14 protein-coding genes are annotated in these 13,592 nt (G+C 54.3%); 13 read left to right on the plus strand and 1 reads right to left on the minus strand.

Annotated elements, in window-relative coordinates; translation table 11 throughout:
- The first annotated feature begins 1 nt into the window (after nt 1).
- The 5 genes from H6G13_RS22645 to H6G13_RS22665 all read left to right on the plus strand — a co-directional run bounded on the left by H6G13_RS22645 (nt 2) and on the right by H6G13_RS22665 (nt 4,082).
- Complete coding sequence (locus tag H6G13_RS22645) at nt 2–316, plus strand: thioredoxin family protein (RefSeq protein WP_190487136.1); 315 nt, start codon at nt 2–4, stop codon at nt 314–316.
- Nucleotides 317–500: 184 nt separating this feature from the next.
- Entirely contained in the window at nt 501–1,541 is a 1,041-nt protein-coding gene (locus H6G13_RS22650) for a M42 family peptidase (RefSeq protein WP_190487137.1), read from the plus strand.
- Nucleotides 1,542–1,630: 89 nt separating this feature from the next.
- Nucleotides 1,631–2,098 carry a CBS domain-containing protein gene (locus H6G13_RS22655; protein ID WP_190487139.1) on the plus strand — a complete coding sequence of 156 codons (468 nt, stop codon included), beginning with the start codon at nt 1,631–1,633 and terminating at the stop codon, nt 2,096–2,098.
- Between the two features lie 142 nt (nt 2,099–2,240).
- Nucleotides 2,241–2,903: a phycobilisome degradation protein NblB gene (gene nblB, locus H6G13_RS22660; RefSeq protein ID WP_190487142.1), complete on the plus strand. Its 663-nt coding sequence runs from the start codon at nt 2,241–2,243 to the stop codon at nt 2,901–2,903.
- Between the two features lie 732 nt (nt 2,904–3,635).
- On the plus strand, nt 3,636–4,082 hold the full coding sequence (locus H6G13_RS22665) for an ATP-binding protein (RefSeq protein WP_190487144.1): 447 nt from the start codon (nt 3,636–3,638) through the stop codon (nt 4,080–4,082).
- Between the two features lie 8 nt (nt 4,083–4,090).
- Here the strand turns inward: H6G13_RS22665 and H6G13_RS22670 are convergent, their stop codons facing one another.
- On the minus strand, nt 4,091–4,384 hold the full coding sequence (locus H6G13_RS22670; RefSeq protein WP_190487267.1) for a DUF6439 family protein: 294 nt from the start codon (nt 4,382–4,384) through the stop codon (nt 4,091–4,093).
- 105 nt (nt 4,385–4,489) lie between these two features.
- Here H6G13_RS22670 and H6G13_RS22675 point away from each other — a divergent pair, with 105 nt between their 5' ends.
- The 8 genes from H6G13_RS22675 to H6G13_RS22710 all read left to right on the plus strand — a co-directional run bounded on the left by H6G13_RS22675 (nt 4,490) and on the right by H6G13_RS22710 (nt 13,141).
- A complete protein-coding gene (locus H6G13_RS22675) occupies nt 4,490–4,876 on the plus strand; it encodes a hypothetical protein (RefSeq protein ID WP_190487146.1) in 387 nt (128 codons plus the stop codon).
- A 79-nt stretch (nt 4,877–4,955) separates the two neighbouring features.
- Nucleotides 4,956–6,347: an asparagine--tRNA ligase gene (asnS, locus tag H6G13_RS22680; RefSeq protein WP_190487269.1), complete on the plus strand. Its 1,392-nt coding sequence runs from the start codon at nt 4,956–4,958 to the stop codon at nt 6,345–6,347.
- A 219-nt stretch (nt 6,348–6,566) separates the two neighbouring features.
- Complete coding sequence (locus tag H6G13_RS22685) at nt 6,567–7,223, plus strand: hypothetical protein (protein WP_190487148.1); 657 nt, start codon at nt 6,567–6,569, stop codon at nt 7,221–7,223.
- Between the two features lie 224 nt (nt 7,224–7,447).
- Nucleotides 7,448–8,404 (plus strand): amidophosphoribosyltransferase, encoded by a 957-nt coding sequence (locus H6G13_RS22690; RefSeq protein WP_190487150.1) that lies wholly within the window; start codon nt 7,448–7,450, stop codon nt 8,402–8,404.
- Between the two features lie 4 nt (nt 8,405–8,408).
- A complete protein-coding gene (locus H6G13_RS22695) occupies nt 8,409–9,125 on the plus strand; it encodes a protein glxC (RefSeq protein WP_190487152.1) in 717 nt (238 codons plus the stop codon).
- Between the two features lie 18 nt (nt 9,126–9,143).
- Nucleotides 9,144–10,454, plus strand: coding sequence for an FMN-binding glutamate synthase family protein (locus tag H6G13_RS22700; protein WP_190487154.1), 1,311 nt, complete (start codon nt 9,144–9,146; stop codon nt 10,452–10,454).
- A gap of 44 nt (nt 10,455–10,498) precedes the next feature.
- Nucleotides 10,499–10,864, plus strand: coding sequence for a hypothetical protein (locus tag H6G13_RS22705; RefSeq protein WP_190487156.1), 366 nt, complete (start codon nt 10,499–10,501; stop codon nt 10,862–10,864).
- A 513-nt stretch (nt 10,865–11,377) separates the two neighbouring features.
- The gene (locus H6G13_RS22710) at nt 11,378–13,141 is read left to right on the plus strand and encodes a peptide ABC transporter substrate-binding protein (protein ID WP_190487158.1); all 1,764 of its coding nucleotides are present in this window, start codon (nt 11,378–11,380) and stop codon (nt 13,139–13,141) included.
- Nucleotides 13,142–13,592 lie beyond the last annotated feature (451 nt).

The raw sequence follows: 13,592 nt of genomic DNA on the forward strand, positions 1-13,592 counted from the left end.
TATGAGTCGAGCAGTGATTAAGTTCTCGTCTGAGGACTGCGGCATCTGTCACAAAATGTCGTTTTACGACCAGAAGGTGTCTGAGGAACTGGGCCTGGAGTTTGTCGATGTGAAAATGCAGGACACGGTTACCTACCGTAAGTACCGCAAGATTCTTTTGGCTCAGTATCCTGACAAGGCTGAGATGGGTTGGCCGACCTACCTGATTTGCGATGATCCCGAGGGAGAGTTTGCCATTGTTGGAGAGGTTAAGGGGGGCCATCCGAAAGGTGAGTTTCGCAGCCGTTTGCAGGAAGTTCTGGGTGTGGGTAGCTGATATGGAGTAAGGCGATGTTGGGGTCTGCGCTTTAAGACCTAGCCCGGGGCCTTTCCCCAGACCCCGCTTTTTGGGGGCCCGGGCTCCCCTAAACTCCCCGAAAGGGGCTGCCTGTGGGCCGGATGGCCAGATCAGTGATCCAGTTGTTCAGTGGCTTACTCAATGTGGGTAGACGGGGGTTGTCATGCCAGTTGCCTTGGATAATCTTTTTAGCCAGATTGAGTCGCTGGTGCTGTGCCACTCTCCTAGCGGCGCGGAATGTGAGATTAATGAGTTTTTGCTGGAAGCGTTTGCGGCGCTGGGAGTGGAGCACTGGCGGGATGATGCGGATAATCTGATTGCCAAGATTCCTGGGAAGGATGAGCGGCGGGCCATTGCCATTACTGCTCACAAAGATGAGATCGGGGCTATCGTCAAAGCCGTGCTGCCCGATGGCCGAATTTCGGTGCGCAAGTTGGGCGGGGCCTTTCCCTGGGTCTATGGAGAAGGGGTAGTGGATTTGTTGGGGGATCAGCAGACTGTCAGCGGTGTTCTTTGCTTTGGCTCGCGCCATGTCTCCCATGAATCTCCCCAAAAGCAGCAGCAGGAGGGTAAGGCCGTCACGTGGGAAAGCGCCTGGATCGAGACCTGCCGTACCCCCAGTGAACTGGAGCAGGCTGGGGTGCGGCCCGGTACTCGCATGGTGGTGGGCAAGCACCGCAAGCGCCCCTTTCGCATGGGCGACTTCATTGCCAGCTACACCCTCGATAACAAAGCCTCGGTTGCGATTTTGCTGGCGCTGGCTGAGCGGCTCAAGCAGCCGCCCGTGACGGTGTACCTGGTAGCTTCAGCTAAAGAGGAGGTCGGGGCGATTGGGGCGCTCTATTTTTCTCAGCGTCAAGCGCTAGAGGCGCTGGTAGCCCTGGAAATCTGTCCCCTGTCGGAGGAGTATCCGGTGCAGGCAGGGCCGGTGCCGGTGCTGCTGTCCCAAGATGGCTACGGCGTGTACGATGAGGGGCTAAACTGGCAGATTCGTCAGGCGGCTGAAGCCTTACAGCAGCCTTTGCAGCTAGCCACTATCAGCGGCTTTGGCAGCGATGGCTCGATTGCTATGAAGTTTGGCCATGTGTCTCGGGCTGCCTGTTTGAGCTTTCCGACGCAAAATACCCACGGGTTTGAGATTGCTCATTTGGGTGCGATCGCAGCCTGCACCGACATCCTAGAGCGTTTCTGTAACGACCTGTGACCGGGATTCTGGGGTTTTTGAGAAACTTGCCTAGAATGTAGGCAGGAGGCGGCGTTGCTAGCTTCCCAATCTGTTTTCCGGAAAGAGCTATGGCCAAAACTGTCGCAGACGTGATGACCTCCGACCCCATCACGGTCAAACCCGAAACCCCGCTAAAAGACGCCATTCAGATCCTGGCGGAAAAGCGCTTTAGCGGCCTACCCGTGGTGGATGAGGCGGGAAAGCTAGTAGGCGTTCTCTCCGAAACTGACCTGATGTGGCAAGAAACAGGTGTGGAGCCTCCTCCTTACATCACGCTGCTAGACAGCGTAATCTACCTGAAAAATCCGGCCAAATATAACCAGGAACTGCACAAAGCGCTGGGGCAAACGGTTCAGGAGGTTATGACGGCTGAAAAAATTGTCACCATTGCGCCCGACCAGCCGCTGCGAGAAGCGGCTCAACTAATGCACGACCGGCAAATCCGGCGACTGCCCGTGGTAATCGCGGCGGGCAATCTAGTGGGCATCCTGACCCGAGGGGACATCGTCCGAGAGATGGCCAGCCACTACTCCTGAGGCTTGGATCAACAGCCGCCTAGCATCCAGGGGGTGTTGGGCACGACAGCTAATCCCAGAAGTTTCCCAGAAATTAAAGACTATCGCTGATCCCCAAAATGGCCGATAGTGGTATTAGCTGATTTGTGTTGAAGATTACGAAATGACCCACACACCGGAAAGCGTTAGGGCACTTCTACAGTCAGAAGACTACGGCGATCGCCTGCGGGCCGTGAATCAGCTGCGGGAGCTAGACCCTGAAACTGCCTTTGAAATGGTGCAGTCAGCCGCCGTTGATAGTAATGCTCGAGTTCGCTATGCTGCCGTCAGTCAGATTGCTACCTTAGGGCAGAATGAACCGGCTCAAGTCGCCTCCATGCTGCGCACCCTGCTAAAAACCGATCCTGATCCGGATGTGCAGGCCGCCGCTGCAGACACCATTGGAGCCCTGCGGCTGACCGAAGCTTATGAAGATCTAGAAACGCTTTACCACCAAACCTCTGAATGGCTGGTGCAGTTCAGCATTGTCGCTGCCCTTGGAGAACTGGGCGATCCCCGCGCTTTTGACCTGCTGCAGACTGCCCTTGACGCTGGCAACGAACTAATTTCAACAGCAGCTATTGGAGCTCTGGGAGAGTTGCAGGATGATCGGGCGCTACCGCTGCTGTTGGCCCACACTGAGAGTGCTGATTGGCAAGTGCGTCATCGCCTAGTGCATGCCCTCAGTCATTTTTCTCAGCCCGAAGCCCGCGCTGCTCTACAAGCCCTGACCCAGGATGGATCCCCCATTGTGGCGGAGGCAGCTACCCATCATCTGAATGCCTAACACAATGGGTGCCTTAACCGCTAGTTGAGCCTTGATTAGTAGCCTGCCTTGAGGACAACTAGTATCGGTTCGAGAGTGTCTTTGCTGCTAAGGGTCTGGGATTATTGTGGGCACCGCTTTTTAGGCCTACTTCAGCTTGTCTGACGACATAAGCAGTTGAAAGAATCTACCTGTTTACAAGTCTTCTGTTGTTGGTAGAAACACGGAAGGTGGCAATCTGCAAACAAGTTTTGCGATTGATTAAAATTTCCTATCGCCCAGCTCAAAGGCTTGAGCTTTCCGTCTCAGAAGTAGGCAGAGTAGCTCGTTGATAATCCATTGATAGTTTTGAAAAAGCGCCATTTTGTTGATTTTGGCCTATTCAAAAGTTGCGAGACTGAATTTTCTGAGGCTAAAAAGAAGTGCCTTCAATGCCTTTTGTAGGCTCTAGGTGTTGACTTTATAAGTTTAAGGTTTGCTATATTTAAAGCATGCGCGTTCACCGCAAAGCATTCTCTGCAGGGGTTGACACGCAAGTATTTATGCCAGTTGTCTACTGGGCATTGTGCTTTCCCAAAGTTTGGGCGATCGCAAGTGTTTAACGATTGTGCTGATTAATGGGGCATCGGCAAGATTTTGAGCATAGTAAAGTCCTGAGGACACATAACTGGCAATTGCGAGTCATCTCTGCAGCAGCTGTCAGACTTGATTGACTCCTCATCCTATATGAATTTAGTTCTGGAGGCTTCTTGAGTGGTTGTCATCTCTCCACCGCCTGCCAACCATAAATGGGGAACGCTGAGCTTCGTCTCGACCCTATACCTGCGGCCTGTCCTTGATTTGCTGCTGGTAGAGGTGCCTACGACTTGGCAGGCAGAAGTGCGCTTGGGTCTGCAAGAAGCCCTGGTTAACGCCGCAAAGCACGGCAATAATCTTGATCCAGCCAAAAAAGTCTCTGTGCAGTTCTCTGTCTTTGGCGATTATCACTGGTGGATTATTGCTGATCAAGGCAGCGGCTTCAAACATCCTTACCAGTGCGAAGAAACCCTGCATGGCTGCACCTATCATGCAGGAGAGTGTGGCCGAGGGCTGTACATTCTCTACCAGGTGTTTGACGAGGTGCAGTGGGCCCGAAATGGTCAAGAGCTTCACCTTTGTAAAAAGGTGAGACGACGGAGCCGATTGCCCCTGATTAGCTAACGGGTAAGCTAGGGGTCTTTGCGGTGTCCGTGGCTGGGGCAAGGTGGCGCTTGTAGCGAACGGTCTAACCATCCAGTGGCTTGCTGCAGGCGAACGAGGGCTTCTTCTGGCTGATCCTTGAGCAGGTAGACGAGGGCTGAGGCAATCTGTTCCCCTGCCCGCACCTTGCGGTTACGGTTGAGCCGATGCCAGTCTTGGGGCTTGATGGCAAGTCGTTCGGCCAAGGCTTGGGCCAGCTCTAGATCGCTGAGATCGGCAGTTTTTTGAGAGAGTGTAGAAGTGCTGGCTGGGGCAGGCGGCATTGAGGTTGGCTTGTCTGTCATGGGGTTGAATTTGGGTTTAGGTGGGCTACAGATTTGGGCTTGGCTTAGGCTGAGAGATATGCTGGGTAGTTGTTTCTATTCTGCATGATGAAGCGAGTTCGCCGGTGGATTCATCGGCCTTCCCAAGGGGGATCGGTAGGGGGTGGACCTGCCCCTGATCCCAATCCGCGTATCATAGACCTCAACCAGGCTCTAAACCGTCTAGAGGAGCGTTTGCGGCATTTGCGCTCTGCAATTCGCAACTTGGTCCAGCTGCAGCAGGTTCAAGACCGCCTGGCCGAGTCGGATCAGCTGGCTCTAGCTGCAGACGAGATTAAAGCACTACAGCAGCAGGCAGAAGATCTGGAGATGGCGTTAACCAGTCAGGTCTTTTCGTGGCAGCAGCTCAAGGAGCCTTTTTGGCAGGCTATTAGGTTTGGCGGGCTGGGGCTGGTGGTGGGCTGGCTGCTGCGGGGCTGTGCCGGGGGCTAGAGACGCTGTTGGCGGGAAGTTCTACCATAGATATTCAGCTTTAACATGCGGTTGTTTACTGGAAAGCCACCTGACAAGAATCATGACTCAACGTATTCGAGAGATTTTGCAAACCGGACAGCCTGACGAATCTGTGTTGATTCGAGGATGGGTGCGTACGAAGCGAGAGTCTAAGGGGTTTACCTTCGTCGACGTCAATGACGGTTCATCGATGAATGGGCTGCAGGTGGTCATGGGTGAAAGCGTGCCTGGCTACGCAGAGACGATGAAACGGATCAGCACCGGAGCCTCAGTGGAGATTGCAGGCAAGCTGGTGGAGTCGCCGGGAAAAGGTCAGCGAATTGAGCTGCAGGCCGCTGAAGTGACTGTGTTTGGTGAGGCCGATCCCGAAACCTACCCGCTGCAAAAGAAGCGGCACACGTTTGAGTATCTACGGACATTGGGCCATTTGCGATCGCGCACCAACACCCTGGGCGCAGTCTTCCGAGTTCGCAACGCTTGCGCCCAGGCAATTCACCAGTTTTTCCGGGAGCGCGGCTTTCTCTGGGTTCACACTCCCATCATCACTGGCAGCGACGCAGAGGGGGCCGGAGAAATGTTTTCGGTGACGGGCTTGAACCTCAAGCAGGTGCCCACCACTGACCAAAACCAGGTGGACTATAGCCAAGACTTTTTTGGCAAGCCCGCTTACTTAACCGTGAGCGGCCAGCTAGAGGCCGAAATTATGGCCATGGCCTTTACCAACGTCTACACCTTTGGCCCCACCTTCCGGGCCGAAAATTCCAATACCTCCCGCCACCTAGCGGAGTTTTGGATGGTAGAGCCAGAAATGGCCTTCTGTGCCCTAGAAGGCAACATGGATCTGGCCGAAGACTTCCTGAAATACGTGTTTCGGCAAGTGTTGGAGCAGTGCCCAGAAGACATGGAATTTTTCAACCAGCGCATTGACGACTCAGTACTGGCCACTGCCGACAACATCATCCACAACACTTTTGAGCGCGTCACCTACACTGAGGCTGTGAGATTGTTAGAAAAAGCCGACCGCCAGTTCGAGTTCCCGGTGGAGTGGGGGATCGATCTGCAGTCAGAGCACGAGCGTTACCTCGCCGAGGAATTGTTCAAAAAGCCGGTGATCGTGACCGATTACCCCACTGGGATCAAGGCTTTCTATATGCGCTTGAGCGACGATGGTAAGACCGTGCGGGCTATGGACGTGCTGGCCCCCAAAGTGGGTGAAATCATCGGCGGATCTCAGCGGGAAGAGCGCCTCGACGTGCTAGAGCGCCGCATTCAGGAGGCTGGTTTGCCTGTAGAAGATTACTGGTGGTATCTCGATCTGCGTCGCTTCGGCACCGTGCCTCACGCAGGCTTTGGTCTCGGTTTTGAGCGCCTAGTGCAGTTTATGACCGGCATGGCCAACATCCGAGATGTCATTCCCTTCCCTAGGACACCCGACAGTATTGAGTTTTAGCGCGAAGAGACGTGTCTCTTTCGCGCGCTCTCTGGAACTTGCAGAATTGGCCCAAGGTCAACTGAGTCAGGCGGGCTCTTGCGAAGGTTTTGGGAACCCTGCCTGATCCAAATTTCTGCCTGTTCGCGAAAACTTCTCTAGAAATGCATCTTTTGGCGGGAAATTCCCCAGGGAGCAAAGAGAATAAGATTGGTCCTTCAAGTTTTCTGTGAGGTGTCTATGGTTCTGCCTTTTTTCTGCAGTCACAGGGTCTACAGAGTATTGCCTCTGCTGTCGGGGTTAGCGGTCGCCTGTTTGCTAGGCTTGCCTGCCCAAACCAGGGCTCAGACTCCAAACCTGCCGGTTCCGCCTCAGAGCTTGCCGATGGGGGTGCGAGGGGAGCAGGGGGTCTGTCTGGTTGGCCCCCAAGAAACAGTTGCGGGTGAAGCCATTTTCTCAACCCGCCCCGTTTTTGTTTGGCAGGGCGCTACGATTGGCCGCATTGAGTTGACCAATGTGACGGAAGGCCGGGTCGTCTGGTCGGGGCAGCCAGAACTGCCAGTCCCTCAGATCGCCTACCACAGCACGCCTCTGACGCCGGGCCATGCCTATAGCTGGACGCTGTATAGCCAGGGAGGTGGGGTTTTGGGAACGGCTCCGTTTCAGATCATGACGGCAGAGCAGCGGGCTGACGTCGATACGGCGTTGAATGCTCTGGTAACGCGCCTCAATCAGGAGGGCAGAACTCCAGCAGAAATTAACGTTGCGGTTGTAGACTACTTCAACACTCAAGGGCTCTGGTCGGACGCAATTACCGCTGCGGTTAATGCCAATCCTCGTTCGCCCATTCTGGGACGCTATGTGCTGACGACGCGCGATCGCATCTGCAGCCGCTAGTCACCCCAAAACTGTTGACCCTAAAAGTTGGCAGTTCCCTGAGAAGGGTTACAAAAGACACAAACCTTCAGTGGCTCAACTTGTTATAACGAGTTTTATCCCTATGGGGCTGCATGATTTGAGGATTGCCTAGATCTCCTAACCGAGGTCTGAGGGTATACCTGGGGTGCCCTGTAGGGATAATTTTTTCAGGAATCAGGCTTGAAGGCGATAGGAGGGTTGCTTTGTGCGGCATTGCTGGAATTATTTACCGTGATGAGTCTCTTGTTGGACATCTAGGGGCAGATCTTGCGGCGCTGATTCAACCTTTAGAAAGCCGAGGTCCTGACTCTAGCGGAATTGCGCTCTACACTCGCCCCATTGCTGCAGGACAGGTCAAGCTGGTGCTGCGGGGAGAAGCTGGGGTAGATTGGGGGGCCGTGCAAGACTGGATCGAACAAGCGGTGCCAGTACTCGATACCCATGTTACTGCTGACGATCGCCGGTTTATTTTAGACTTGACTCAGGATTTGCCCTTTCAAGTCAACGAGTTTCGCCGTGCCCTGCGAACTGCCTTTCCTAGCCTGCACGTGATGAGCCTGGGGCAGGGCCTGGAGATCTATAAGGAAGTCGGAGCTGTAGACAATCTGATCCAGAAATACGGTTTGACGACGTTTCAAGGTACCCACGGCATTGCCCACACCCGCATGGCAACCGAATCGGTGGTGGATATTGACCACTGCCATCCCTTCACCACTAACTTCGATCTGGCGATTGTCCACAACGGCCAGATCTCTAACTACTACCGCCTGCGGTTTCAGCTAGAGCGGGCCGGTATGGTGTTTGAAACGCACAACGACTCGGAGACTATCGTCAACTACATTCACTACCAGCTGCTGCAGGGCAAGTCTCTGGAGGAAAGCCTGGAGGCTCTGCTGCACGATATCGACGGCACCTATACTTTCCTAGTGGCAACTCCGGATAAGGTGGCGCTGGTGCGAGACAAGTTTGCCGCCAAGCCAGCAGTGATCTATGAGGCGGCAGATAAGGTTGCGATCGCATCTGAGTACCGCTCCCTGCTGCAGCTCAGCAACTTCGACCCCAATGCGCTGATCCGAGAGCCCGATGCTGGGGAGATCAACATTTGGCCAGTCACCACTCCGGCCCAAACGGCTGCTGTACTCTCTGTCATAGGAAGTTAATGGGATGACCGAATCGCTAATTTTGTCCCCCCCTACACTTGACTGCACCGGTTTAACCACCCGCGAGATCAACCAGCAGCTGAAAAAGCTGGCGGCTGCCGGGGCCGATACTGTAGACCTGTTGAACCCCCAGGGTCGCCACAATCTGGCCGTTGCGATCGAAGCGCCTTTAAAGGTTCGCATTCGGGGCCCTGTGGGCTACTACTGCGGCGGCTTGTCTGAGGGAGTAGACATTGAGGTAGATGGGCCCTGCGGCTGGTCTGTGGGCGAAAATTTGATGGCAGGGCGCATTCTGGTCAAGGGCAATGCGTCAGCCTGTGCCGCTGCCTCAGCCCACGGCGGCACCGTCTGCATCCTGGGCAGTGCCGGACCCCGGGCCGGCATTTCGCTCAAAGGCGGCACCCTAATTGTGCAGGGCAACGTCGGCCACAGCAGTGCCTTTATGATGCAGGCAGGCACCTTTATCATCTGCGGCGATGCCGGTCACAGTCTGGGCGACTCTCTGTACGATGGCACAATCTATGTCGGCGGCGAAATTGCCTCCCTGGGCGCAGATGCTCAGCTAGCCCCCATGACCGACGAAGACAACGCTTTGCTGGAGCAGCAGCTCAGCCCCTACGGCCTAGCTACCCAGGACTATGCCTTTAAAAAGATCGTGTGCGCCAAGCAGCTCTATCACTTCAAAGCCCAAGACTTCTCTAAGTTCAAAGACGCCTACTAACTCGCACCCTCCACGATTATGGACGACCCCATTCTTCATACCAGCAGCACGTTTAATCCTCAAGTGATTGCCGCTATTCAAGAACGCGCCGAGCTGGGCCGCTACATGATTCGAGGCTTCGGCGCTTTTCGCAACGTGCCGCGCTTAGATGACTTGGTGTTTCTTACAGCTTCCATGACCCGGCTGCCCCTAGAAGGGTATCGGGAGAAATGCGACACCCGCACGGTTTTGGGCACCCGCTTTGCCAAGCGCCCGATGGAGCTGGAGATTCCGATCACCGTCGCTGGGATGAGCTTTGGGGCGCTCTCCAAAAATGCCAAGGTGGCGCTCGGACAGGCCGCTACTTGGCTGGGTACCTCCACCACCACCGGCGACGGTGGCATGCTGCCTGCTGAACGAGATGCGTCGGCCAAGCTGGTCTATCAGTGTCTGCCCTCTCGCTACGGCTTTAACCCCAAGGATCTTAAAAAAGCTGATGCGATTGAGATCGTCATCGGCCAAGGGGCCAAACCGGGCGGCGGCGGTCTGCTGATGGGGCAAAAGGTCAACGCAGTGGTCGCCGGTATGCGGACGCTGCCAGAGGGTGTGGATCAGCGATCGCCCTCGCGCCACCCCGACTGGATTGGCCCCGACGACCTGCGGATCAAAATCGAAGAACTGCGGGAAGCTACTGACTGGGAGATCCCGATCTACATCAAGATGGGCGCGACTCGGGTCAAAGATGATGTGAAGCTGGCTGTCAAAGCCGGGGCCGATGTGATCGTGCTAGACGGCATGGAGGGCGGTACTGCTGCCACTCAGAGCATCTTTCAGGAACACTCCGGCATTCCCACCCTGCCCGCCTTAGTGCAGGCGGTTGAGGCCCTCAAAGAAATCGGCGTCTATGGAGAAGTGCAGCTAGTCATTTCGGGCGGCATTCGCTCTGGCCCCGACGTGGCCAAAGCTCTGGCTCTGGGTGCGGATGCGGTGAGCATTGGCACCTCAGCTCTAATTGCAATGGGCTGCAACAAGCCGGTTTATATTGAAGACTACCAGGCTCTAGGCACCGAGCCCTACCACTGCCACCACTGCCACACGGGCCGCTGCCCCGTTGGTATCACTACCCAAGACGAAGACCTGATGGCGCGGTTGCCCATAGAGGAAGCCTCAACTCACGTAGCTAACTACCTGCAGTCGATGGTGATGGAGGCCCAAAGCTTGGCCCGTTCTTGCGGCAAGTCCAGTGTCCATAACCTGGAGCGAGAAGACCTAGTGGCTCTAACGCTGGAGGCTTCGGCAATGGCTAAGCTGCCGCTGGCGGGAACGGATTTCATCCTGGGGCAGTCTTAGCCGTTTCACGGTAGGATCGGCAAGGTGTTAAGAACTGTTGAGTCATGGCTGATAGTCCAGAGAACCAAAGCGATCGCCCCAAGAAGGTCATTGACCGCCCCATTAAGGTGAAAGACAAAAAAGAGGGTGGCCAGGAGAAGCCGGTTAGCCAGGGTGGCCGGGAGAGGTCAAGTGGCCAGGGTGGCCGGGGACGGGAGCGAGATGATCGCGATCGCAAACCTTCTGTGCCTCCTGCCCTCATGCGCGGCCCCAAGCCGACCAAGGCTAAGCCAGTAGAAGAACCTCCTGTCGAGGAAGTCTCTGCAGAAGAAGCTCCCGTAGAAGAAGCTGCAGCTGAAACAGAAACGCCTGAAGCAGCTGCAGAGCCTACCTCAACGGTAGAAGATCCTGCTCCTGAAGCCTCGGCCTAGGTATTGGGCAAAATCCCACAGATTTAGCCAAGATGACCCGTTCCTCAGCTGTTGGAAACTTCAAACATGGCTGGGGAATCTGCAATTGTCTGCATGGCTAAATTTGTGTCTTAGCTGCATTAGTCGCCGCGAGTGAACATCTACAAAGATTGCTTTGCTTTGCTGGCAATGACTGATGCAGAGTTGTTTTGCTGTATTTGCAATAACGGTCATCAATTTCTTGTTTGTCGCAGAAAAACTCCTGGGCTCTCCTCAAATAAACATTCCGGGACTATAAGCGCTGATTTTGAAAGATAGCGAGCAGGCCGCTGAGCAGGAATAATTTTTCTAACAGCTCAGAAATCTTGTGATGTTCAAGCTGACGTTTGAGAGAGCGTTTTGCGAGTTTGCCGTAGCTGACCTTGCTAAAATCTCAGTCCTGCGGCAACCCGATCCCATTATTTTTTGTCTAATCTGGTAGAGCACCTTTGGGTGGTCTTCTTTTAGCCCGTCTTGTTTAACCATAGGTCTCCAATGAAATCAGGGATTTGTGCAACTGTTTTGCTGGTGACTGCTCTACTGGGGGCGGGAGCACTCAATGGCTGCAGTCAACCTAGCCCAACTGCTCAACCAGAGCCTGTTTCATCTGGGGAGGAGCGGGCAGAGCGCGACCCTGATGTGCTGAAATTACTCTACGGTCGAGCAGCCGTAACGCTGAACCCGCACCTAGCAACAGGCTACCAGGATTTTGAGGCCGCTCGGATTGTCTACGAACCCCTGGCTAGCTACAGCGCTAAGGGTGAACTGGTGCCCTTCTTGGCAGCTGAAATTCCCACTGAGGAAAATGGCGGAATTGCTGCCGATGGCAAATCCGTTACCTGGAAACTACGGCCAGAGGTAACCTGGACAGACGGCAAGCCTTTTACTGCCGACGATGTCGTTTTTACCTTTGAGTTTATTCGCAATCCTCAAGTTGCGGCTGCAACTGCTCAGTTTTATGAGGGGGTAGAATCGGTCGAGGCAGTTGATTCCAATACGGTCAAAATTACTTTTACGGAACCGACAGCGGCTTGGTCAGTTCCATTTACCGGACAGACGGGGCTGATCTTGCCGCGCCACGTCTTTGAGGAATTTAACGGGCCCAAAGCCCGCGAGGCTCAGGTCAATGTGCAGCCTATTGGCACCGGCCCCTACACGGTTCTAGCTTTTGCCCCAGGAACGGTGATCTACAGCCCCAACGTCACCTACTGGGGGGGAGCCCCGGCATTTAGAAGTATTGAGCTAACGGGAGGCATTGCGCCTTACGCGGCGGCACGAGACGTGATGAGAACGGGCAATGCTGACTTGGCCAACAATATTCAGGTGGAGGCCAGCGCCCTTAAAGACCTAGAGAAAGATGCTCAGGGCCGACTGATCACGACCTTTGGCTCGAGCGTAGAGCGAATCATGCTCAATTTTTCACACCCCTTCGCTAAAACCGAAAAGGGAGAGCGCTCCAGCTCAGAGGTACCCCATCCCTATTTCAGCGATATTCGGGTGCGAGAGGCGATTAACCTGGCGGTCGACCGCGATGCAATCGCACAAACCCTCTATGGCGGCACCGGGCGACCTGTGGCCCAACTGCTGGTGGAACCTGCCCAATATGCGACTAGCACTATTCCCTACGAGTACGACCTGGAAAGAGCCAAATCACTGCTAGATGCAGCGGGCTGGGTCGATACCAACGACAACGGGATTCGCGACAAGGGCGGTGTGGAAATGGAGGTGCTGTTTCAGTCGGCGGTCAACCCGGTGCGGCAGCAGACCCAGGCAATGGTTCAAAAGAGCTTGGAAGAGTTGGGCATGAAGGTGCAGATTGAGCGGGTGCGAGTAGATGATTTCTTCTCGGCCAACCCCCAGCAGACCAACAGTCTGAACCACTTTTTTGCTGATATGCAGGTCTACTCGACGGGCAGCGAAAGCCCCGACCCCACCACCTACATGAGCTGGTGGACCTGCGGCAAAATTGCCTCCCAGGCCAACAAATGGCAGGAGCCCAACAACGCCCGCTACTGCAACCCTGAGTATGACCAGCTCTGGGAAGCTGCCAGCAAAGAACTAGACCCCGAGAAACGGGCAGCGCTATTTAAGCAGATGGACGAACTGCTGGCGATGGATGTGGCAGTGATTCCAATTGTGCACCGTGCGATCGCAAATGCCGTTAGTAACACACTAACAGGGCTAGAGCCCACGCCTTGGGATGCCAGCACCTGGGATATCAAAAATTGGCAGCGGGCATCAGAAGCCCCTGAGAGCTAAATTCTGCAGCGGGGATCAGTAAATTAAGAACTTCTGTAAATGGCAAAACCTGCTAGTGGGATTCCAACAACTTTTTTTCTTTCCTGATCCCCGTAATTTCACTGATCCTTCTTTGCCTTATCTATTTTTGTCTGTTTAATGAATGAGAATTCTCAGTTAGAAAAGTCTTAAAAAATAAATCTTAAATCAGATGACTTTGATCCCCGTGTGTTAAATCCATCTTTGGATATGTTTTAGGAGTGTTCCTCTTACTTCTGTATCTATATCTGAAGTGAAGATAAAGAAAAGGTGAAGGCAATTATTTGAATCCAAATTCTAGAACCCGCGATAGAGGCCCATTCTGATTAGTTTTTTTACTCTAAAAGAGATTAGAACGAACCGTCAGAATAAACCTATTCGCTCATTCGAAACCTGGATTCTATGAAACCCATTAGGTCTAGAGCTTCATTCT

The organism is Pseudanabaena sp. FACHB-2040, assembly GCF_014696715.1.
Lineage (GTDB): Bacteria > Cyanobacteriota > Cyanobacteriia > Phormidesmidales > Phormidesmidaceae > JACVSF01.